Here is a 22039-nt window from a genome sequence, read left to right as displayed (position 1 = left end):
TTTGATTACAAGTTTTTTACTATAAACAAAAAGTATATTGAAATAATGATTAGACCTCGGATGATATGCATCCGAGGTTTTTTTTAAAGATTCAAAAACTGGTAGGTACTGGTATGTCTGACTCGATATTTTATATATATTTGAATTTCAAATTTCACAATAAAATGATGGAAATAAAACACAATTCACAAATTAAAAATACTTCTGTAGAGGAATTGTTCGGTTTAATGCCTAATGGAGATGCTGTATACTCTTATGAATTATCCAATAAAAATGGAATGAGCTTAAAGGTAATTACTTACGGAGCTACAATTTCAGAATTAAAAGTACCATTGGAAAACGGTGATATTGTTGATGTTGTTTTGGGTTTTGATTCTTTAGAGGGGTATTTACAATCATTTCAACTAGTAAGTCCACCTTATATGGGGACAACAGTAGGAAGATATGCCGGGAGGATTGCAAATAGTACTTTTAATTTGAATGAACAAAAAATACTTTTGAATAAGAACAACAATGATAATTCCTTACATGGTGGTATCATTGGGTTTAGTCAAAAAATATGGTCAGTTGAAAAAGTAATACAAGATGAAAAATCAGCAATAACGTTGAGTTATTCTAGTCCATCAAATGAAGAAAATTATCCAGGGAATTTAGTGGTAGAGCTTACTTATACATTATCCGAAGAAAATGAGTTGATTATTCAATACAGTGCCAAGACTACCGAAGATACAATAGTGAATTTAACTCATCATAGTTATTTTAATTTGAACGGTCATTTATCGGATGTGAAAGATCAGGATTTAGTCGTAAACACAAACCAAATGCTTGAAACTACAGCAGAAAATATTCCAACTGGTAGGTATTTAGAAATAGAAAATACATCTTTTGATTTTTCTACTCCAAAGAAGTGTCCTTCCAAAATTGATAACACTTTTGTTTTAACTGAAAAAGATGAATTTGCGGCTTCACTCTTTAGTGAAAAAAATAATTTAAAAATGACCGTATATACCGATCAGCCTGGAGTTCATATTTATGTTGGAGGTAATTGTTTTAATGAAACAAAAGGAAAAGAAAACGCAGATTATCATCCGTTAAGTGGCATTTGTTTTGAAACCCAAAATTTTCCAGATGCACCAAATCATGAGCATTTTCCAAGTGCCTTTCTAAAAAAAGGTGAAGAATACACTCATAATACTATTTATAAATTTCAATAATTTTAAAAACGAATCTACTCATGAAAAAAATATTTACCTTATTATCACTTTCTATTTTAGTATCGCTACAGTTTGCTTGTTCTAGCAGTGATTCTTCAGATTCTACTGAGGCTCCAGTTGTTGTTCCACCAGTTGTTGTGGCAGATGATTTTATCAGAGCTGCGGATATTTCTTTTCTTCCTGAAATTGAAACTGCGGGAGTTGTTTTTACAAATAATGGTAAGACAGAAGATATGCTTACTACTTTAAAAAATGCAGGTTGTAATACTATCCGAATTCGTTTATGGAAAAACCCAGCGGGAGGACATTCTGGATTAGCCGAAGTAAAAACGCTTGCTGCTCGTGTAAAAAAAGCAGGTTTGAAAGTTTGGCTTACCGTTCATTATTCAGATGATTGGGCAGATCCAGCAGTTCAAACTACACCAGAAGAATGGAAAAATTTGTCTTTTACGGATTTAAAAACAGCTGTCGCTGTCTATACAACTACAATATTAACAGATATCAATCCTGATATTATTCAGATAGGAAATGAAATAAACAGTGGTTTATTATGGCCACAAGGACATTTGATTAATCAAGAAGCACAATGCATTGATTTATTAAAAACTGCCAGCGCAACTATTCGTAGTAAAGCACCAAAAACAAAAATAATGATTCATTATGCTGGTGTAAGTGCATCTGATACTGATTGGTTTTTTAACAAAGTAAAATCAGTTGATTATGATTACATAGGACTTTCATATTATCCAATTTGGCATGGTAAAGATTTAACGGTAGTAAAAAGTACTATAGATGCTTTGGGAAGCAAGTTTAGTAAAAAAGTGCTTATAGCCGAAACTGCTTATCCTTTTACATTAGGCTATGATGATTGGACGGACAATATAGTTGGTGCAGACAATCAATTGGTTTCAGGTTATCCAGCAACTCCGGCAGGACAAAAAAGTTTTGTGTTAGCGATTAAAGATCTTGTAAAGACGTCTAAATCTGGTATCGGTTTTGCTTACTGGGGAGGAGAATGGATTTCGTTCAAAGGGGACCAGGCAAAAAATGGTTCAACATTCGAAAATCAAGCATTATATGACTTTAACAATAAAGCATTGCCAGTTTTTGAAGCTTTCAGTTTAAATTAAATTAATATGAGAAAGATATTATCCTTTTCTGTAATTCTCCTGACGTTTGCCATTTCTTGTAGTACACCTAATAAAACTGCAGAAAAGCCAAAAGAGGATTCTTTTGCAAAAGGTGCCGATGTGGGTTGGTTGCCACAGATGGAAGCTACTGGTTATCAGTTTTATGATACTGATGGAAGTAAAAAAGATTGTTTACAATTATTGAAAGACCGAGGGATGAACACTATTAGGTTACGTGTTTGGGTGAATCCTTCAGATGATAAAGCAAGCGGACATTGTAGTGCAGCAGAAACGGTAGCAATGGCTGTTCGTGCTCAAAAGATGGGAATGCGCATTATGATTGATTTTCATTACAGTGATTCATGGGCGGATCCAGGGAAACAAAACAAACCGTTAGCGTGGAAAAATCATACTTTTTCAGAATTATTGAATGACGTTTATTTTCACACTGAAGATGTTTTGAAAGCTTTAAAAACTGCTGGTGTTACTCCGGAATGGGTACAGGTAGGAAATGAAATCCCAGGTGGTATGTTGTGGCCAGAAGGAAGTACAGATAACTTTTCTCAATTGGCTCAATTACTTAACAAAGGATATGAAGCTACCAAAGCTGTAGATAAAAATATCAAAGTGATCGTTCATTTAGATGAAGGAAATAATAGTAAAAAATTCAGATGGTTTTTTGATAATGCCAAAACGAATAATGTAAAATATGATGTGATCGGTTTATCCTATTATCCGTTTTGGATTAAGTCGGATTACAAAGAAAACATTGGTGATTTGGCTAATAATCTAATCGATATGTCAGCTAGATATAACAAAGAAGTGATGGTTGTTGAAGTTGGCGGCATAGATGCTCAAGAACAAAACACATACGATATGTTGGTTGCTGTTATCAAAGCGGTAAAAGCAGTGCCAAATAATAAAGGGTTAGGAGTTATTTATTGGGAGCCTGAAGGAGCAAAATCCTGGAGTCATTATGAATTAAGCGCTTGGCGTTCAGATGGGAAACCATCAATGGCATTGAATGCTTTTAAAGAATAGTTTTGATTAGTGAAATTTAAAATAATACTAACATTATAAAGTTAAATCAATAAAATAATGAAGAAATTAATACCTATTCTTGTTATATTTTTAACATTAGCACAAGCGGTTTTCTCTCAAATACGAGAGGTTAAAGTGTTAGATACCAATTGGAAATTTCAAAAAGGTGATTTTGAAGATGCCTCTAAAGTAAATTTTAATGATTCGAAGTGGGAAACTGTAACCGTTCCTCACGATTGGGCAATTTATGGGCCTTTTGATAAAAATGTAGATATACAGAAAGTTGCTATTGTTCAAAACGGAGAAAAAGTTGCTACCGAAAAAACAGGTAGAACAGGATCTTTGCCACATATCGGAACTGCATGGTATCGTAATAAATTTATATTACCTAAAGGTTCAAAAGATAAAAAAATCATTCTGCTTTTTGAAGGTGCAATGAGCGAACCTCAAGTGTATTTGAATGGAAAAAAAGTAGGAGAATGGGCGTATGGCTATAGTTATTTCTATTTTGATGTTTCAGAATTTATACAAGAAGGTGAGAACACTTTGTCGGTTAAATTAACAAATAAAGAGTTTGCTTCGCGTTGGTATCCGGGTGCGGGTTTGTATCGTAAAGTAAGCGTTATTATAAAAAACAAAGAGAGCATTGACCAATGGGGACAGTTTATAACAACACCATTAATCAGTGAAGATGTTGCTAAAGTTAGTATTAAGACAAAAACTTCTGGAGAAAATACTCGTTTAGTCACCACTATTTTTGATGCTGAAGGACATAAATTAAGTTCTGATGAATCTACTATAAAATTCGGAACTGAGTTCGATCAAAATATAAGAGTAGAAAACCCAAAATTGTGGAGGCCAGAATCTCCTTATTTGTATAAAGCGGTTTCTCAATTATATGTTGGAAATGATTTAAAAGACGAGATTTCAACACCTTTCGGAATCAGAGAAATAAAATACGAAGCTAATAAAGGTTTTAGTCTTAATGGAAAAGTAACCAAATTTAAAGGAGTTTGTCTTCACCACGATCTTGGTCCTCTTGGAGCTGCAGTTAATAAAGCCGCTCTTCGTAGACAAATGATGATTTTAAAAGATCTTGGTTGTAATGCCATTCGTAGTTCGCACAATATGCCTTCTTTTGAGCAACTGGAACTTGCGGATGAATTGGGTTTTATGTTTTTAGCAGAGAGTTTTGACGAATGGGTAAAACCAAAAGTTGAAAATGGATATCATAGATTTTTTGATCAGTATGCAGAAAAAGATGTTGTAAGTCTAGTACACGCAACAAGAAATCACCCTTCCATTGTTATGTGGAGTTCTGGAAATGAAGTGCCAGATCAATGGGGAGAAGAAGGTGTAAAACGTGCTAAATGGCTACAGGAAATATTTCATAGAGAAGACCCAACACGTCCAGTAACTGTTGGTATGGATCAAGTAAAAGCTACTATGGAATCTGGTTTTGGAGCATTATTAGATATTCCAGGGTTGAACTACCGCGTACACTTATATGATGAAGCATTTAATAAATTTCCGCAAGGCTTTATTTTAGGTTCAGAAACTGCTTCAACTGTTAGTTCTAGAGGTATTTATAAATTCCCTGTGGTTCAAGCTAAAGATAAACAATATCCTGATTTTCAATCCTCATCGTATGATTTAGAAGCCTGTAATTGGTCTAATGTTCCCGATGAAGATTTTGTGCTTCAAGATGATAAACCTTGGGTAATTGGTGAGTTTGTTTGGACAGGTTTTGATTATTTAGGTGAGCCTACGCCTTATGACGAAAGCTGGCCTTCCAGAAGTTCTTATTTCGGAATTAACGATTTAGCAGGTTTACCTAAAGACCGCTACTATTTATACAGAAGCCGTTGGAATACGAAAGAATCTACGCTTCATATTCTGCCACATTGGAATTGGAAAGGTCGTGAAGGAGAAACAACTCCCGTTTTTGTATATACTAGTTATAATAGTGCAGAACTTTTTATTAATGGAAAAAGCATGGGAGTTCAGAAAAAGAACAAAGACACTCCGCAAAACCGTTACCGCCTGATGTGGATGGATGTAAAATATGAGCCGGGAACTGTAAAAGTGGTGGCTTATGATGACAATGGAAAAGCTGTCAAAGAAGAAGAAATTCATACTGCTGGTGATCCTTATCAAATTGTTTTAGATCCAGATAGGAAAACAATTACTGCCAATGGCGAAGATATTTCCTTTGTAACTGTTTCGGTAGTTGATAAAAATGGAATTCCTTGCCCTACGGCAACTAACCAATTAAAATTTAAGGTTACAGGAGCGGGTACTTATCGTGCAGCCTGCAATGGTGATGCTACTTCACTCGAAATGTTTCATAAAGAGACCATGAAACTTTTTAGTGGAAAATTGGTAGTTCTTGTAAAATCCACAATAACTGCTGGTGATGTAAAGCTCGAAGTAAATGGTGCTGGGCTTAAGAGTGGTAAATTGACCTTGGTGTCTGCTAAATAAAAAGCTGAATTTAAACAGATACTTAAATAATTTCAAAATAACAGTAATTTCAAGATAATGAACGATTTATTAATTAAACAAACGACCGATTTTTTTCAGAAGACATTTGGTAATGCTCCGGAAAAAATAGTACTTTCTCCAGGGAGAATTAACATTATTGGGGAACATATCGATTATAATGATGGCTATGTTTTACCAGCAGCCATCGACAAGATAATTTGTTTCGCTTTTGCAAAGAACAATTCGAAGCAATCTAAAATTGTTGCTATCGATTTAAATGAGGAATTTGAAGTTGATTTAACTCAAGAGATTGTATTGAGCAAAATCGTTTGGACTAATTATATTTTGGGCGTAATCAAACAATTACAAGACAAAGGATTTTCATTCGATGGATTCAATTGTGTATTCAGTAGCAACATACCTACTGGTTCAGGATTGTCTTCTTCGGCAGCCTTAGAATGTGGAACCATTTTTGGAATCAAAGAACTTTTTGATTTAACAATTCCAAAAGTTGATATCGCGTTGATGGGTCAAAAAGCAGAACACTGGGTTGGTATCAATTGCGGTATTATGGATCAGTTTTCGAGCGTGATGGGCTTAGAAAATAAGGTGATTAAAATTGATTGCAAAACATTGGATTATACCTATCATGATGCTAATTTTAGTGATTATTCTTTGATATTATTTGATTCTAATGTAAAACATTCGTTAATGACATCAGAATATAATGTTAGACGAAAAGAATGTGAAGAAGGACTTTCTATAATCAAAAGTAATTTCCCTGAGATTACAAGTTTTAGAGATTGTGATGAGAGTCATGTGCTAAGTTTGAAAGATAAAATGTCACCTAATGTATTTGTCAGATGTCATTTTGTAGTCAAAGAAATTAAGCGTGTAGCTCTTGCTTGTGAAGCTTTGGATAAAGGAAATATTGAGGAACTTGGTAAATTGCTTTTTGAAACTCACGAAGGCTTATCTAAGGAATATCTTGTTAGTTGTGATGAACTTGATTTTATTGTTGATACTTTGAAAAAGGAAAAAGCAGTAATTGGTTCCCGATTAATGGGAGGTGGTTTTGGAGGTTGTACCATCAATTTGATTAAAAAAGGAGAAGAAGAAGCTATCAAAACAAAATTGACTCAGTTATATAAAGAGGCTTTTGATATAGAATTGAAAATTTATGATGTAAAAATCGGAAACGGTACGTCATTACATAAAATTAATTAGTATGAAAAATTTTGACATAAACGAAGATCCACACAGACGTTTCAATCCATTAATAAACGAATGGGTTTTAGTGTCTCCACACAGAGCAAAAAGACCTTGGCAAGGACAAAACGAAAAAATTCATTCAGATGAACTTCCTGAGTATGACGATACTTGTTATCTATGTCCAGGAAATGTTCGGGTTAATGGGGAGTTGAATCCTAAATATGACTCAAGTTTTGTTTTTGAGAATGACTTTGCTGCCGTAAAACAAGAAGCTATTTTGTTTGAAGAAGATGATAAACCGACTTTCTTCAAAGCGCAACCAGAACGCGGTATTGCCAGAGTAGTTTGTTTTTCGCCAAAGCACAATTTAACGTTACCAGAAATGGATCTGCCAGGTATTGAAACGATCATCAGAACATGGCAAAAGGAATATACAGATTTAGGAAGTGTTGATTACATTAAACACGTTCAGATTTTTGAAAACAAAGGAAGTGTGATGGGATGTAGTAATCCGCACCCGCACGGACAAATTTGGGCGCAATCGTCTTTGCCTACTCAAGTTGAGAAAACACAAAATAGTTTGAAAACTTATTTTGAAAAAAATAACAGCAATCTTTTAATTGACTATTTACAAGAAGAGTTAAAACAAAAGGAACGTATCGTAATAGAGAACGATCACTTTGTAGCTTTGGTTCCTTTTTGGGCAATCTGGCCTTTTGAAACTATGATTGTTGCTAAGCGTCATGTTACAAAAATCACAGACTTTACTTCTGAAGAAGTTTCAGCTTATGCTTCAGTTTTAAAGCTATTAACGATAAAATACGATAATCTTTTTGAGACCTCTTTTCCGTATTCTTCTGGGATTCATCAAGCGCCAACCGATGGAGAATTACATTCGGAGTGGCAATTTCATATGCACTTTTATCCACCGTTGTTGCGTTCGGCTTCTGTAAAGAAATTTATGGTTGGATACGAAATGATGGGCGAGGCACAAAGAGATATTACACCTGAGAAAAGTGCTGATATGTTGAGAAATTTATCCGATATACATTATAAAAGCAAATAAAATGAGTAAAATAGTTGTAACAGGCGGTTTAGGTTTTATTGGATCTCATACCGTTGTCGAATTGCAAAATCAAGGTTTTGAAGTAGTGGTGATTGATAATCTTTCCAATTCTTCGATAGAAGTTTTGGACGGTATTGAAAGAATTACAGGAAAAAAACCAATTTTTTCAGGTATTGATTTAAGAGAGAAAAAAGAGGTGCAAAGTTTTTTTGCAGAACATGATGATGTAGCAGGAGTGATCCATTTTGCAGCTTCGAAGGCTGTTGGTGAAAGTGTAAAAAATCCTTTATTGTATTATGAAAACAACTTAGGAGCTTTAGTTTATATTTTGCAGGAGTTAGAGAAAAAGAAAGACGCTCACTTTATCTTTAGTTCGTCTTGTACCGTTTATGGTCAAGCCGAAGTGATGCCAATTGCTGAAAGCACTGCTATTCAACCAGCCTTGTCTCCTTATGGAAACACTAAACAAATTGGAGAAGAGATTATTGAAGATGTGGTAAAAGTAAGTGCGATCAATGCTATTTTACTTCGTTATTTCAATCCTATTGGTGCACATCCTTCTGCCGAAATTGGAGAATTACCAATTGGTGTTCCTCAAAATTTAGTTCCTTTTATTACACAAGCTGGAATGGGTTTACGTGCGGAATTATCTGTATATGGAAATGATTATCCAACTGTGGACGGAACTTGTGTACGTGATTATATCCACGTAGTCGATTTAGCCAAAGCACACGTGATTGCGTTACAACGATTATTAAATAAGAAAAATGCTGAACCATTAGAAATTTTTAATCTTGGTACAGGAACTGGAAGTTCTGTATTAGAAGTAATTGCTGCTTTTGAGAAAGTAAGTGGTAAAAAACTATCTTATAAAATCGTAGAACGAAGAGAGGGTGATGTTACCGAAGCTTATGCTAATACCGATAAAGCTAATAACGTTTTGGGTTGGAAAACTGTTTCAACTTTAGAGGAAGCTATGGAAAGTGCTTGGAAATGGGAACAAAAGATTAGAACAAGTCCAGAATTCATGCCGAAAAGCGTGTAATAAAAAGACTAGTTAAACTGATTTTATTATTTAAAAACAAAATAAATGTAAAAAATACATTTATTAGTATTGCTAATAAGTTTTTTTATTTTACATTTGGCTTCAATAATTCATAATAAAACATTAGAATAATAACACATACTCTATTTTATGTTTGATTTGAGTGAGAAATTACTCTTTTTTGTTAGAAAGATGTATTATATTGGCATCCCCAAATAGAATTAGATTACAAATTATTAAAATGAACAAACAAATAACCTTTATATTAACTTTAAAAAAACTATTTACTCATGAGCAATAATTTGGCTTTTGCGGATTACGCAGTATTTATTATTTATTTTATAGTGGTATCCGTTTATGGATATACTATTTATCGCAAGCGTGAAAGAAACGAACACGATGCTAAAGCTTATTTTCTTGCAGAAGGAACTTTGACGTGGTGGGCTATTGGAGCTTCATTAATCGCTTCAAACATTTCTGCTGAACAATTTATCGGAATGAGTGGGGAAGGATTCTTTTTAGGAATCGCTGTTGCTGCTTATGAATGGCTTGCTGCTATCGCCTTAATTATTGTGGCTGTTTGGTTTATTCCTGTTTATTTAAAAAACAAGATTTATACTATGCCTCAATTTTTGAAAACAAGATATAACGAATCAACGGCTTTGATTATGGCGGTTTTTTGGTTGTTTTTATATGTTTTCGTAAACTTAACTTCTATCCTGTATTTAGGAGCTGTTGCTATTAATGGATTAGCTGGAGGTGAATACTTACACGCTATTATGATTGGATTAGCTGTTTTTGCTTTGATCATCTCTTTAGGAGGTATGAAAGTGGTAGCTTATACTGACGTAATTCAAGTTGCAGTTTTAATTATCGGAGGTTTAGTTACTTCATATATTGCTTTGACTACAGTTGGACAATATTTTGGTTTTGGTCATGATGCAATTGCTGGTTTCCAAGTATTAATGGAAAAAGCTCCTGAGCATTTCAAAATGATTATCCCAAGACCGACAGCTACTTCTTCTCAATTAGAAATTGATAAATATCTTACTTTCCCAGGATTAATGTCTTATTTGGCGGGTATTTGGATTATCAATCTTAACTATTGGGGTTGTAACCAATACATTACTCAAAGAGCTTTGGGAGCTGATTTGCAAACTGCCCGTACAGGTATTTTATTTGCTGGGTTCTTGAAATTATTAATGCCTCTTATTGTAATGTTGCCTGGTATTGCTGCTTATGTATTATACCAAAACGGACATTTACCACAATTAGTTGGTGGAAAAGATGGAGCTTATTCTGCTATGTTAACTTTCCTTCCTACAGGTTTAAAAGGATTATCTGTTGCGGCTTTGACAGCAGCGATTGTTGCTTCTTTAGCTGGTAAAGTAAATAGTATTTCTACTATCTATACTTTAGACGTACACAAAAAATACATTCAAAAAGATGCTTCTGATAATACTCAAGTAAACATCGGAAGATATGCTGTTTTTGCTGCTATGCTTTTGGCTGTTTTATTTACTTGGAATGATTTATTAGGAATTGGTGGTGTTGGAGGTTTTACTTATATCCAAAAATATACTGGATTTATTAGCCCGGGTGTATTTGCAATGTTCTTCTTAGGTATGTTCTGGAAAAGAACAACTGGTACTGCTGCTATTGTTGGTGTAATTTCAGGTTTCTTATTATCTGTTTTATTCAATGAATTTGCACCTGCATTATTCGGAAATGAAACATTATTGTATACAGCTTACTCTAATGGAAAAGGAGCTTTCGAAATTCCATTCCACATTTGTATGGGATTATCATTTGCATTTACTATGCTTTTAATGATCGCTATCAGTATGGCTGGACCAAAAGTGAATCCAAAAGCATTCGAATTAGATACAGAAATGTTTAAATTAAAACCGCAAACTACTGTAATGATCGTAATCACCTTATTGGTTATTTTCGCTCTTTACGCTAAGTTCTGGTAGGAAAATATTATTGTTAGTTATGTGAAAAGTGTGAAGCTAAATTCGTTTAGTTTCACACTTTTTTTATGACATAAGTTACCATTCCCCAAATGATAAGTTGGTTTTCTTCAGTCACTTTTATGGGTTCGTAATTGGAATTTTCGGGCATAAGATACAAACAATCTTTTTCGACCTGAATTCGTTTTACGGTAAATTCGCCATCAATACAGCAAATCGCAATCTTATTGTTTTGGGGTTCCAGACTTCGGTCAACGACCAAAACATCTTTGTCATTGATTCCAGCATCAATCATTGAATTGCCTTTGACTTTGATATAGAATGTAGCCAAAGGATTTTCGCTTAACTCTTTATTTAAATCAATATTGGTTTCCATAAAATCGGCAGCAGGCGAGGGAAATCCCGCCGAAACACCTTCATTTATGTATGGAATCTGTATTTCACTTTCAAATTCAGGACGAAAGAAAGTTAGTTTTTGTTCTTTTTTTATAGACATTGTATTTCCAATATATCTTTAAACTTTGTAGTGTACTTTGGCGAAAGGTGATTCTGATTCATATTCCAGGTCAGACTTAAATTTTGGCTTGCCAATTTTACTTTGGTGTCACCAATTTTATGATTTAGTTTGTCCATCGCTTGCATTAAGGCTAAATGTTTAGGATTTTCTTCCTCAAATAATTGCATTTGCTTTTTGTTTTCGTCAATGAGCTCAGTCACAATAACACCCGCTTTTTTAAACTTAATACCTTCATTGCCTTGATGTAGTTTTTTTAACATAGCTACCGCAGCGTTCGAAATGGTTAAAGTTGATTGTGTAGCATAAGGCAAAGTTATAGCCATATTAAAATAATATTTTGAGGTTTGAACGGTATGTTTATCGACAACCAACATTACAATAATAGTGTGGCAACAGGAATTTTGTTTCCGTAATTTTTCGGAACAAACGGCAGCAAAAGTAGTTACCCGTTCCCGCAACAAATCAAAATCGGCTATTTGTTTAGGGAAGCTTCGGGTTGTAGCAATACTTTTCTTTTGTTCTTTAATAGGTTCCAAGTCTAAAACTGATTTTCCTTCCAATTCACATTTTAGACGTAAACCTACAACGCCCATTTCTCTTTTAATCCAAGCTTCATGCTGAGGTTGGATAAAATCCAGTGCGGTTTGTATTTTTCGAAGTTTGACCTTTTTTGTCATGCGATAACCAATACCCCAAACATCTTCAATTTTGGTCCACTTTAAAGCTTTAAGACGCTTTTCATCATTATCAATTACATAAACGCCTTGGGTTCTCTCTTGAAATTTCTTGGCGATATGATTAGCAATTTTAGATAAAGCTTTGGTTTCGGCAAAGCCAATGCATACTGGAAGACCCACCCATTTATGAATCCGCTTTTTCATTTGAAGACCATAATCATGATAGTCTGAAATGTCTAGACCATCAAAATTTAAGAAGGCTTCATCGATGCTGTAAATCTCGACATTTGGAGTGTACTGTTCTAAAATTGACATTACTCGATTGCTCAAATCGCCATATAGCGGATAATTGGAGGAAAATAAAGTGACCTTTTTTTCTTGCACCAAATCTTTAATCTTAAATGCTGGTGCGCCCATAGGAACTCCTGCTGCTTTGGCTTCATTACTTCTCGAAATCACGCAGCCATCATTGTTTGATAATATCGCAATAGGTTGACCGTTGAATTTCGGCTGAAAAACACGTTCGCAGGAAGCATAAAAATTATTACAATCGACTAAAGCATACATCTAGCAAAATTACGGAATCCCGCCGTATGCTTTTGGCAATCGAAAGTTAATTTTTGGAGCTGTTGATAAGTCACATAATTTAGCTTTATAGCATTTTTGAATTTTGCCTTTTTGCTGAATTAAGAAGATGCTTATTAATATTTAATGATTATTTCTTAAATAATTGATGATTATGAAATTTTGATTATTAAATATTGTCAATATAAAAAAAATAACTATACTTGTAGTCAAATTAACCATAAGAGTATTTTCCTTTTTTCAAATAGAATTTGTTTTGTGTTTTATAGGGTGAAATTTTGGGGTATTACTTAGAAAAATATTGTTTTAATCGATAAAATAACCAATCAAAAAAATACAGCGGATGCAATTATCACTGACCGATAAAATTATTGTAGTAACAGGAGGAGCTAAAGGCATTGGTTTAGGAATCGGTAAAGTGCTGGCCTCTGAAGGTGCTATTCCTTTTATTGTGGGGCGCAACGAAATCGATAATAAGGCTGTGGTACTGGCCATTGAAGCTGCAGGTGGAAAAGCGTTACAAGTAGTAGCTGATTTGACACGTCCTGCTGATTGCCAATTAGCAATTGATACTATTATTAAGCAATGTGGAAGAATTGATGGTTTGGTTAATAATGCCGGAGTCAATGATGGAGTAGGTTTAGAGAATGGAGATTATGAGTCTTTTATGGCTTCATTACACAAAAACTTAGTTCATTATTATTTGATGGCGCAATATGCTTTACCCTATTTGATTCAGAGTAAAGGAGCGATTGTGAATATTGGTTCCAAAACTGCCGATACTGGTCAAGGAGGTACTTCGGCTTATGCTGCTGCGAATGGAGGACGAAATGCTTTAACTAGGGAATGGGCAGTTGAATTATTAAAATACAATATTCGTGTTAATGCTGTAGTTGTAGCAGAATGTTTTACGCCATTGTATGAAACTTGGATTAATACATTTGAAAATAAAGAAGAAAAGTTAGCCTCAATAACCAGCAAAATTCCTTTAGGAAATCGCATGACCACAACGGAAGAAATTGCCAATATGGTTGCTTTTCTCTTGTCTGAAAAATCAAGTCACACTACAGGGCAAATTATATACGTCGATGGAGGTTATACCCATTTGGATAGAGCAATTTAGGAATAAGAGATATTTTAATTTATTTTAAAAGACAATATATATGACAAAATCCCCACCACAGGAAGTAGTAAATGAAGCGGTTTCCAACGGGAACAAAAGAATGCTATTCCCTTTTATTTTAGTAACAAGTTTGTTTTTCTTTTGGGGATTTGTGCATAATCTTGATCCTATCTTGATTCCTCATCTACGAAAAGCATTCAATCTTTCGGATTTAGAATCTTCTCTGATTGATTCTTCTGTCTTCATTGCCTATTTTGCTATGGCTTTGCCTGCAGGATATGTAATGCGAAAGTATGGTTATAAATCGGGTATTCTAATTGGACTACTTTTGTTTGGATTGGGTTCTATTTTATTTGTGCCTGCGGCTAATTCGTTGCAGTATATTTATTTCTTGGGAGCTTTATTTGTTATTGCCTGCGGACTTACATTTCTGGAAACAGCAGCCAATCCTTATGTGACTATTTTGGGTCCGGCTTCAACAGCAACCCGTCGATTGAATTTTTCACAATCGTTTAATGGTTTAGCGGCTTACATCGCTCCAGCGTATATCGGACCAATGATTCTGTCAGGCAAGAACTTGACAAAAACACAGATGGATGCTATGAATGCTCCAGAACTGCATGACTATCTTTTAGAAGAAGCATCAAGTGTAAAATTGCCGTATCTCGTTTTGGGTTTGATTATTCTTGTCGTAGCAGGGATTATTTATTTTACACCTATGCCTGATGTTAAAGACGAAGATAAAGAGGGAGTGGATGGTGCTAGTTTTACGGGAGCTTTGAAATCTATGAAATTGAGATGGGGTATTGTCGCTCAGTTTTTTTATGTAGGTGCTCAAGTATGTGTGGGTAGTTTTTTTATCAAAATGGCAACTACAACAGCAGGTTTAGGAGAAGAGGTGGCAGCAAAATATTTAGGTTTTTTTGGATTAGCATTTATGTTGGGCCGTTTTGCAGGAACTTTTATGATGCGCTATATTGATGCACAAAAATTGCTGATGACGTATGCCATAATCAATGTTTTATTATGTGTTTTGGTTATAAATGGAACGGGTATAATAGTGGTTTATGGACTTATAGCGATTGCTTTTTTTATGAGTATTATGTTTCCAACTATTTTTTCTATGGGTATTGAAGATTTAGGACATAATACAAAAATTGGTTCGTCCCTGATTGTTATGGCAATTGTAGGAGGCGCATTATTACCTCCAATGTTAGGAATGATTTCGGATAAAACGGGTAATATTCAAAACGGATATATCGTTCCGTTAATTTGTTTCTTAGTAATAATATTGTTTGCTTACACTAGAAGAAAAAATAGAATTTATAAATATGTTGGAAAATAAAATAAAAAGATTAGTGGTCAAAATGCATCCAAAAGATAACGTTTTGGTAGTATTAACGGATTTGCAAAAAGGAGATGCAATTGTTTTTGAATCCGAAGAATATATTTTGAAGGAAACCATTAAGGCTAAGCATAAGTTTTATATGAATGATATGCCTGCTAATTCCGAGGTAATTATGTACGGTGTTTTGGTTGGAAAAGTGCAATGTGATGTAAGTAAAGGAAGTTTGATGACTACCGAAAATCTTAAACATGCCGCAGAACCTTATGCATATAAAGAAAGCAATTTTTCATGGAAAGCTCCTGACGTTTCTAAATACAAGGATAAAACATTTAAAGGATATAAAAGAAAAGACGGTCGTGTGGGAACAGCTAATTATTGGTTGTTTGTTCCGACTGTTTTTTGTGAAAATCGAAATTTGGATGTCATCCGCGAAGCGTTGCATAATGAACTGGGGTATTCTGTGAGTGATAAATATACTCAATTCACACATCAGCTATTGAAAAGCTATCAAAGCGGAGAGGATATGAATGCTGTCGATTTGCAATTGATGCCAACCAATGTTACAAATCGGGTTTTTAAAAATGTAGATGGAATAAAATTTCTTAATCATCAGGGAGGTTGTGGTGGTACGCGTCAGGATGCTGCAACATTGAGTGCTTTATTGGCTTCGTATGCTAATCATCCCAATGTGGGCGGAATTACGGTTTTGAGTTTGGGTTGTCAGCATTTACAGGTACAGGATTTTATAAATGATGTTAAAAAACAAAATCCAGACTTTGATAAACCGTTGTTTGTTTTTGAACAGCAACAAACGGAAAGTGAAGAGGTATTGGTAGCCAATGCTATTAAAAAAACCTTCCAAGGTCTAATAGAAATCAATCAATATGAAAGAACTGATGCTCCTTTAAGTGAATTATGTATCGGTGTGAAATGTGGAGGAAGTGATGGTTTTAGTGGAGTTTCTGCAAATCCAGCTGTAGGTTATACTTCGGATTTGGTAGTAGGCTTAGGAGGAAAAATTTTGTTAGCAGAATTTCCCGAATTGTGTGGTGCCGAACAAGACTTAATTGATCGATGTGTTTCTGAAGAAACAGCTCATAAATTTATAAATTTGATGGAGTCGTACGATGCTTTGGCGCATAAAGTGGGTTCAGGATTTCACATGAATCCATCGCCAGGAAATATAAAAGACGGTCTGATTACAGATGCTATTAAAAGTGCAGGAGCAGCCAAAAAAGGGGGAACCTCGCCAGTAGAAGATGTACTTGATTATACTGAATTAGTAACAAAATCTGGATTGAGTTTAGTATGTACTCCAGGAAATGATGTAGAAGCTACTACTGGAAAAGCTGCATCTGGAGCTACTTTGATTTTGTTTACTACTGGTCTGGGAACACCGACAGGAAATCCTGTTTGTCCAGTTATAAAAGTGGCAACCAACTCGGTTTTAGCAACTAGAATGAGTGATATTATCGATATAGATTGTGGTCCAATAATAAGCGGTGAAAAATCCATTGAAGAAATGGGAGAAGAAATTTTAGACTATTGTATAAAAGCTGCCAGTGGCGAAATTATTCCTAAAGCAGTACAATTAAATCAAGATGATTTTATTCCTTGGAAAAGAGGAGTGTCACTTTAAGCGGTAAGTAGGGAAGAGTAAGTTGTAAATCAGGATTCAAAAATTATAAATATCAAAACATGTTTTCTTTAAAAAACAAAAAAGCAATTATAACGGGTGGCGGCAGCGGAATAGGGAAAGCAATTTCGGTATTGTTTGCAAAACATGGAGCGGAAGTACATGTTTTGGAACTTTCATTGGAAAGTGCTCAAACTACAGTTGATGAAATAAATGGCAACGGAGGTAAAGTGTTTGCCCATGCTTGTAACGTAGCCAATCAGCAAGAAGTACTTGCAACATTTGAAAAAATAGGGTATATTGATATTCTTGTGAATAATGCAGGAATTGCACATGTGGGTAAAGTAGACACTACTTCAGAGTCAGATTTTGAACGCATTATGAACGTAAATGTGAAAGGAGTATACAATTGTTTGCATGCTTCAATACCACAATTTAGGAAATCGGGTGGGGGAGTGATTCTGAATATGGCTTCTATTGCTTGTTGGGTTGGAATTCCAGATCGATTTGCTTATTCAACTGCTAAAGGAGCTGTAATGGCAATGACTTTATCGGTAGCGAAAGATTATATTAATGAGAACATTCGTTGCAATTCGATTTCTCCTGCACGGGTTCATACACCTTTCGTAGACGGATTTATCAATAAAAATTACCCTGGAAAGGAAGCCGAAATTTTTGATAAATTATCCAAATCACAGCCAATTGGTCGTATGGGGAAACCAGAAGAGGTAGCTACTTTAGCTTTATTTCTTTGTAGTGAAGAATCTTCTTTTATCACGGGTTCGGATTACCCAATTGATGGAGGTTTTATAAATTTGAATAATTAAAAGATACAATAATACTTAAATATTAAATAGAATATGAAACTAATACGATTCGGAGAAGCCGGAAAAGAAAAACCAGGTCTTTTAATTAATGATAAGCGAATAGATGTTTCGTCTATAGTTGCCGATTATAATGAATCTTTTTTTGAAAATAATGGAATTGAAAAACTGCAAGAAGCTTTAAAAAATAATACTTCATTTCCAGAAGTAAGCAATGAAGTTCGATTGGGATCCCCTGTGGCAAGACCTTCAAAACTTATTTGTATTGGTCTTAATTATGTGGATCATTGCGAAGAAACTGGAGCTGCTATTCCTGCCGAACCAATTATCTTTTTTAAATCGACTACTTCATTATGCGGTCCCGATGATAATTTGATAATTCCAAAAGACAGCCAAAAAACAGATTGGGAAGTTGAGTTGGCTTTTGTAGTGGGTAAAAAAGCAAGTTATGTTTCAGAAGCTGATGCTTTAAATTATGTAGCCGGTTATTGTTTGCTTAACGATTATAGCGAAAGAGAGTATCAGTTAGAACGTGGAGGGCAATGGACAAAAGGAAAAGGATGCGATACTTTTGCACCTCTTGGACCTGTTTTAGCAACTCAAGACGAGGTTGCCGATGTTAATAATTTATCGATGTGGCTAACTGTGAATGGGAAGAAATTCCAAAACAGCAATACTTCGAATTTGATTTTTAAAATTCCATTTTTAGTGCATTATCTTAGTCAGTTTATGACACTTTTACCTGGCGATGTAATTAGTACAGGAACACCTCCAGGTGTTGGTTTGGGAATCAAACCTGAACCAATATATGTAAAAGAAGGTGATATAATTGAATTAGGAATTGAAGGTTTAGGGACAAGCAAACAATTAGCTGTCGCTTATTCTTAAAACTCAAATCTAAATAGCAAAAAATCTGCTGAATCTGCGTGCTAATTTTTAATCAATTTAAAGCAGATTCGACAGATTAAAATTAATTGCTTCTTTAAATTAAGATCTAACATATGAAAATCGATAGTCATATTCATTTTTGGAAATACCATTCAGTGAAAGAAGCTTGGATTACGGATACTATGAAAGTGATTCAACGCGATTTTTTGCCCAATGATATTACTCCAATTTTGAAAGCAAATGCTATCGAAGGTTGTATTGCGGTTCAAGCCGATCAGAGTGAAACTGAAACGCATTTTTTATTGCAATTGGCTGATGAAAATGATTTTATAAAAGGAGTGGTGGGTTGGATTGATTTTAAAATACGAAATTTAGAAGAGCGTTTGGAGTATTTCTCTCAATTTAAAAAACTGAAAGGTTTCAGACATATAGTCGAAGCAGAATCAGATGCTGATTTTTTATTAAATGCCGACTTTTGTAACGGTATAGCTAAGTTAGCCAAGTATAATTTTACGTATGATATTTTGGTTTCAGCAGCGCAGTTAAAAACTGTTGTAACATTTGTAGAAAAATTTCCAAAGCAGGCATTTGTTATTGATCATTTGGCAAAACCAAATATTAAAAATGCTGATTTCTTGATTTGGGAAACCGAAATAAAAAAAATAGCCGCTTATCCCAATGTGTTTTGCAAAGTATCAGGATTGGTTACTCAAGCCGATTGGAATCATTGGAAGAAAGAAGACTTTGACTATTATCTGGATGTTGTTACTACTGCATTTGGTATTGAGCGCTTGCTCTTTGGAAGTGATTGGCCTGTTAGTTTATTGGCGGCAAGTTATGATCAATCAACCACAATTCTTCGAGATTATTACAGTCGTTTTTCTCTAGAAGAACAAGATGCTTTTTGGGGAAATAATGGGATGCGTTTTTACAATATATAAATATTTTAAGAGGATTTTTCTATTTAATTAGGAAGTAGTAATCATTAAAATGTTATCTCAATTAACTTTTCTTAATAAAGTATAAGTATTTGAGTTAACATTTTGAAAGTTAGGTTTATCCATAAATACTGTCAAATTAGAGATAAAATAATAGCTTAAGAAATATTTAAAGCTATAAGTGTTAAATGTTTCACTATTTTTTTGCAAACTAAATAAATATCTGTACACTTGTAGTCAAATTAACCATAAGTAGTTGGTTTATTTTTGAAATAAATTATATGTTATCACTGGGCAATATATTTGAGAGTAATTGAAGTTAAAGGATTTTTTATTTCAAGAATTAAATGATAAATAACAAGTATTTCAATTGTTAAGTTGGAATGTATGTTAATATTTTAAAAGAGAGTTTTGGTTAGTTATTGGAAACTCTGACCCGATAGTCTGATTAACTATCGGGTCTTTTTTTATAATTTAAAATGCTAAGTTGTAAATTGAGTTTTTACACTAAAACTCAAAGTTGAAGCCTTTTTGGGTTAGCTTTTTATAAATTTCTGAGTCGAATTTATATAATTTTGCTGCTCTATGTGAAACATCTTGTTGTTTTTCATCCAATCCAACTAATAATTTCATGTGTAGAATTTTTCGACGAAAATTTGATTTTTCTAATTCAATGCCTAATATTTCTTCATAGAGATGCATGAGTTGTAATAAAGTAAATTTTTCGGGTAGCAAATTAAAGCCTATAGGAGCTTGACGAACCCTATTTTGTAAGTGTACTAAACTAAATTCTAAAATTTCGTTATGATCAAATATTAAATCAGGAATGTCATTAATTTTGTGCCATTTTGCTTCTCTTACTGTTAAGCTGGCTTTTATGTTATAATCTTCTCTATTTATTAAAGTGTAGTAACCGATGGTAACTACTCTTCTTTCGACTACACGTTTTGGGTTAGTAAAAGCCTTCAATTGTTCTAAATAGATATTATCCATACTAGTTAGCTCGTACAATATTCGTTGAGCAGCATCATCTGAACTTTCTTCTTTTTGTAACCATCCACCAAGTAGTCCCCATTTCCCAATACTTTCACCTTCGGCATGCTGAACTAAAAGAACTTCTAGACTTTCTTTATTAAAACCAAATATTACACAATCGATTGTGATACCGTCGACTGCTATTTTCTTGTTTTCTGTGGCTACTTCGATTATCAATTTAGTTTTGTTGTTTTAGAATGGAAAATATAAATTTTGTTTTTAAAGTAAATTTTTAAAACTCAAAATTAAATCCTTTTTGGGTCAGCTTCTCATAAATTGCTGGGTCAAATTTATATAATTGCGCTGCACGATGCGAAACATCTTTTTGCTTTTCATCTAATGCAACTAACAATTTCATGTGTAGAATTTTTCTACGGAAATTAGATTTATCCATCTCAATTCCTAGAATTTCTTCATATAAATGCATGAGTTGTAGTAAAGTAAATTTTTCTGGTAGTAAATTAAAACCTAATGGAGCTTGGCGTACTCTATTGCGAAGATTTTTTATACTATAGTCAAGAATTTCATTATGGTCATATATTAATTTTGGAATCTCATTAATTCTATACCATTTTGCATCCGAAGCTGTAAAACCAGCTTTAATGTCGTAATCTTCTCTTTTTACCAAAGCGTAATAACCTATAGTAATAACCCTTCTTGTAGGGAAACGATCTGGTTCTCCAAAGGCTTTTAGCTGTTCAAGGTAAATATGATCCATTCCTGTAAGTTCAGCTAGTAATCGATGAGCTGCATTATCGGTGCTTTCTCTTTTTTTTATCCAGCCCCCAGGTAAGCCCCATTTTCCTTTACTAATACCTTCGCCATGTTCTACCAAAAGGACTTCTAGAATTCCGTTGTCAAACCCAAATATAACACAGTCAATTGAAACGGCATTCATGGATGATTGCTCTGTCATTTGTATCAAATCCTGTTCGTTATTTTTTTCTCCCATTACATTGTGAAATTTGGTACTAAATTAATTTTTTTTTTAAAAGCTACAGTACTTGTCTTAATAAATCTTTAAAATAATTACAACTATGTGTTAAAGTGCTTTTTTAATACTTTTTTGATTTGTTTGGTATTAAATAACTAACAATCAGACTCAATAAGTACTTAAAGTTGCTATAAATTCTATTTTAAAAGACCTTACTAGTATAGAAATCAATAAATATTGACCGTTTTTTTTATCAATAACAAATATTTAATCTCAATATTTTGTTAATATCAAAAAAACGTTGTACACTTGTAGTCAAATTAACCATAACGTTATGGTTTGTTTGACCAAAAGTATGAAAAACAATAT

At 33.9% G+C, this 22039-nt stretch carries 18 protein-coding genes; 14 read left to right on the top strand and 4 right to left on the bottom strand.

Annotated features, from left to right (window positions below; all coding sequences use genetic code 11):
- The first annotated feature begins 164 nt into the window (after positions 1–164).
- From CLU82_RS07635 to CLU82_RS07600, 8 genes are all read left to right on the top strand, one after another.
- Positions 165–1214 (top strand): aldose epimerase family protein, encoded by a 1050-nt coding sequence (locus CLU82_RS07635; protein ID WP_369829000.1) that lies wholly within the window; start codon positions 165–167, stop codon positions 1212–1214.
- Positions 1215–1234: 20 nt separating this feature from the next.
- Entirely contained in the window at positions 1235–2344 is a 1110-nt protein-coding gene (locus tag CLU82_RS07630; protein ID WP_100842525.1) for a glycosyl hydrolase 53 family protein, read from the top strand.
- Between the two features lie 6 nt (positions 2345–2350).
- Complete coding sequence (locus tag CLU82_RS07625; protein ID WP_100842524.1) at positions 2351–3385, top strand: glycosyl hydrolase 53 family protein; 1035 nt, start codon at positions 2351–2353, stop codon at positions 3383–3385.
- 57 nt (positions 3386–3442) lie between these two features.
- A complete protein-coding gene (locus CLU82_RS07620; RefSeq protein WP_100842523.1) occupies positions 3443–5869 on the top strand; it encodes a DUF4982 domain-containing protein in 2427 nt (808 codons plus the stop codon).
- A gap of 57 nt (positions 5870–5926) precedes the next feature.
- A complete protein-coding gene (galK, locus tag CLU82_RS07615; protein WP_100842522.1) occupies positions 5927–7096 on the top strand; it encodes a galactokinase in 1170 nt (389 codons plus the stop codon).
- A gap of 1 nt (position 7097) precedes the next feature.
- A complete protein-coding gene (locus CLU82_RS07610) occupies positions 7098–8147 on the top strand; it encodes a UDP-glucose--hexose-1-phosphate uridylyltransferase (protein ID WP_100842521.1) in 1050 nt (349 codons plus the stop codon).
- Position 8148: 1 nt separating this feature from the next.
- Positions 8149–9192 carry a UDP-glucose 4-epimerase GalE gene (gene galE, locus CLU82_RS07605; protein WP_100842520.1) on the top strand — a complete coding sequence of 348 codons (1044 nt, stop codon included), beginning with the start codon at positions 8149–8151 and terminating at the stop codon, positions 9190–9192.
- Positions 9193–9482: 290 nt separating this feature from the next.
- A complete protein-coding gene (locus CLU82_RS07600) occupies positions 9483–11168 on the top strand; it encodes a sodium/sugar symporter (RefSeq protein ID WP_100842519.1) in 1686 nt (561 codons plus the stop codon).
- Between the two features lie 52 nt (positions 11169–11220).
- On the opposite strand, the gene CLU82_RS07595 is transcribed toward CLU82_RS07600, so the two are convergent.
- Entirely contained in the window at positions 11221–11661 is a 441-nt protein-coding gene (locus CLU82_RS07595; protein ID WP_100842518.1) for a LexA family transcriptional regulator, read from the bottom strand.
- On the bottom strand, positions 11652–12926 hold the full coding sequence (locus CLU82_RS07590; RefSeq protein WP_100842517.1) for a Y-family DNA polymerase: 1275 nt from the start codon (positions 12924–12926) through the stop codon (positions 11652–11654). Before CLU82_RS07590 ends, CLU82_RS07595 begins: the two co-directional genes overlap by 10 nt.
- Before the next feature lie 361 nt (positions 12927–13287).
- On the opposite strand from CLU82_RS07590, the gene CLU82_RS07585 reads away from it, so the two are divergent.
- The 6 genes from CLU82_RS07585 to CLU82_RS07560 all read left to right on the top strand — a co-directional run bounded on the left by CLU82_RS07585 (position 13288) and on the right by CLU82_RS07560 (position 19704).
- The gene (locus CLU82_RS07585; RefSeq protein WP_100842516.1) at positions 13288–14067 is read left to right on the top strand and encodes an SDR family oxidoreductase; all 780 of its coding nucleotides are present in this window, start codon (positions 13288–13290) and stop codon (positions 14065–14067) included.
- A 40-nt stretch (positions 14068–14107) separates the two neighbouring features.
- Positions 14108–15412: an L-fucose:H+ symporter permease gene (fucP, locus tag CLU82_RS07580; protein ID WP_198520204.1), complete on the top strand. Its 1305-nt coding sequence runs from the start codon at positions 14108–14110 to the stop codon at positions 15410–15412.
- Positions 15413–15434: 22 nt separating this feature from the next.
- Positions 15435–17054 carry a UxaA family hydrolase gene (locus CLU82_RS07575; RefSeq protein ID WP_369828999.1) on the top strand — a complete coding sequence of 540 codons (1620 nt, stop codon included), beginning with the start codon at positions 15435–15437 and terminating at the stop codon, positions 17052–17054.
- A 59-nt stretch (positions 17055–17113) separates the two neighbouring features.
- Positions 17114–17878 (top strand): SDR family NAD(P)-dependent oxidoreductase, encoded by a 765-nt coding sequence (locus CLU82_RS07570; RefSeq protein ID WP_100842515.1) that lies wholly within the window; start codon positions 17114–17116, stop codon positions 17876–17878.
- 33 nt (positions 17879–17911) lie between these two features.
- Positions 17912–18763, top strand: a complete 852-nt coding sequence (locus CLU82_RS07565) for a fumarylacetoacetate hydrolase family protein (protein ID WP_100842514.1) — start codon at positions 17912–17914, stop codon at positions 18761–18763.
- 113 nt (positions 18764–18876) lie between these two features.
- Entirely contained in the window at positions 18877–19704 is an 828-nt protein-coding gene (locus tag CLU82_RS07560; protein ID WP_100842513.1) for an amidohydrolase, read from the top strand.
- Between the two features lie 504 nt (positions 19705–20208).
- Here CLU82_RS07560 and CLU82_RS07555 read toward each other — a convergent pair.
- Both CLU82_RS07555 and CLU82_RS07550 read right to left on the bottom strand, forming a co-directional pair.
- Positions 20209–20913 carry an NUDIX domain-containing protein gene (locus CLU82_RS07555; RefSeq protein WP_232735229.1) on the bottom strand — a complete coding sequence of 235 codons (705 nt, stop codon included), beginning with the start codon at positions 20911–20913 and terminating at the stop codon, positions 20209–20211.
- Positions 20914–20968: 55 nt separating this feature from the next.
- Entirely contained in the window at positions 20969–21688 is a 720-nt protein-coding gene (locus CLU82_RS07550) for an NUDIX domain-containing protein (RefSeq protein ID WP_100842512.1), read from the bottom strand.
- Positions 21689–22039 lie beyond the last annotated feature (351 nt).

Origin of the sequence: Flavobacterium sp. 5 (assembly GCF_002813295.1) — a bacterium.
Classification (GTDB): domain Bacteria; phylum Bacteroidota; class Bacteroidia; order Flavobacteriales; family Flavobacteriaceae; genus Flavobacterium.
This window is presented reverse-complemented; position numbering and strand designations above follow the sequence as displayed.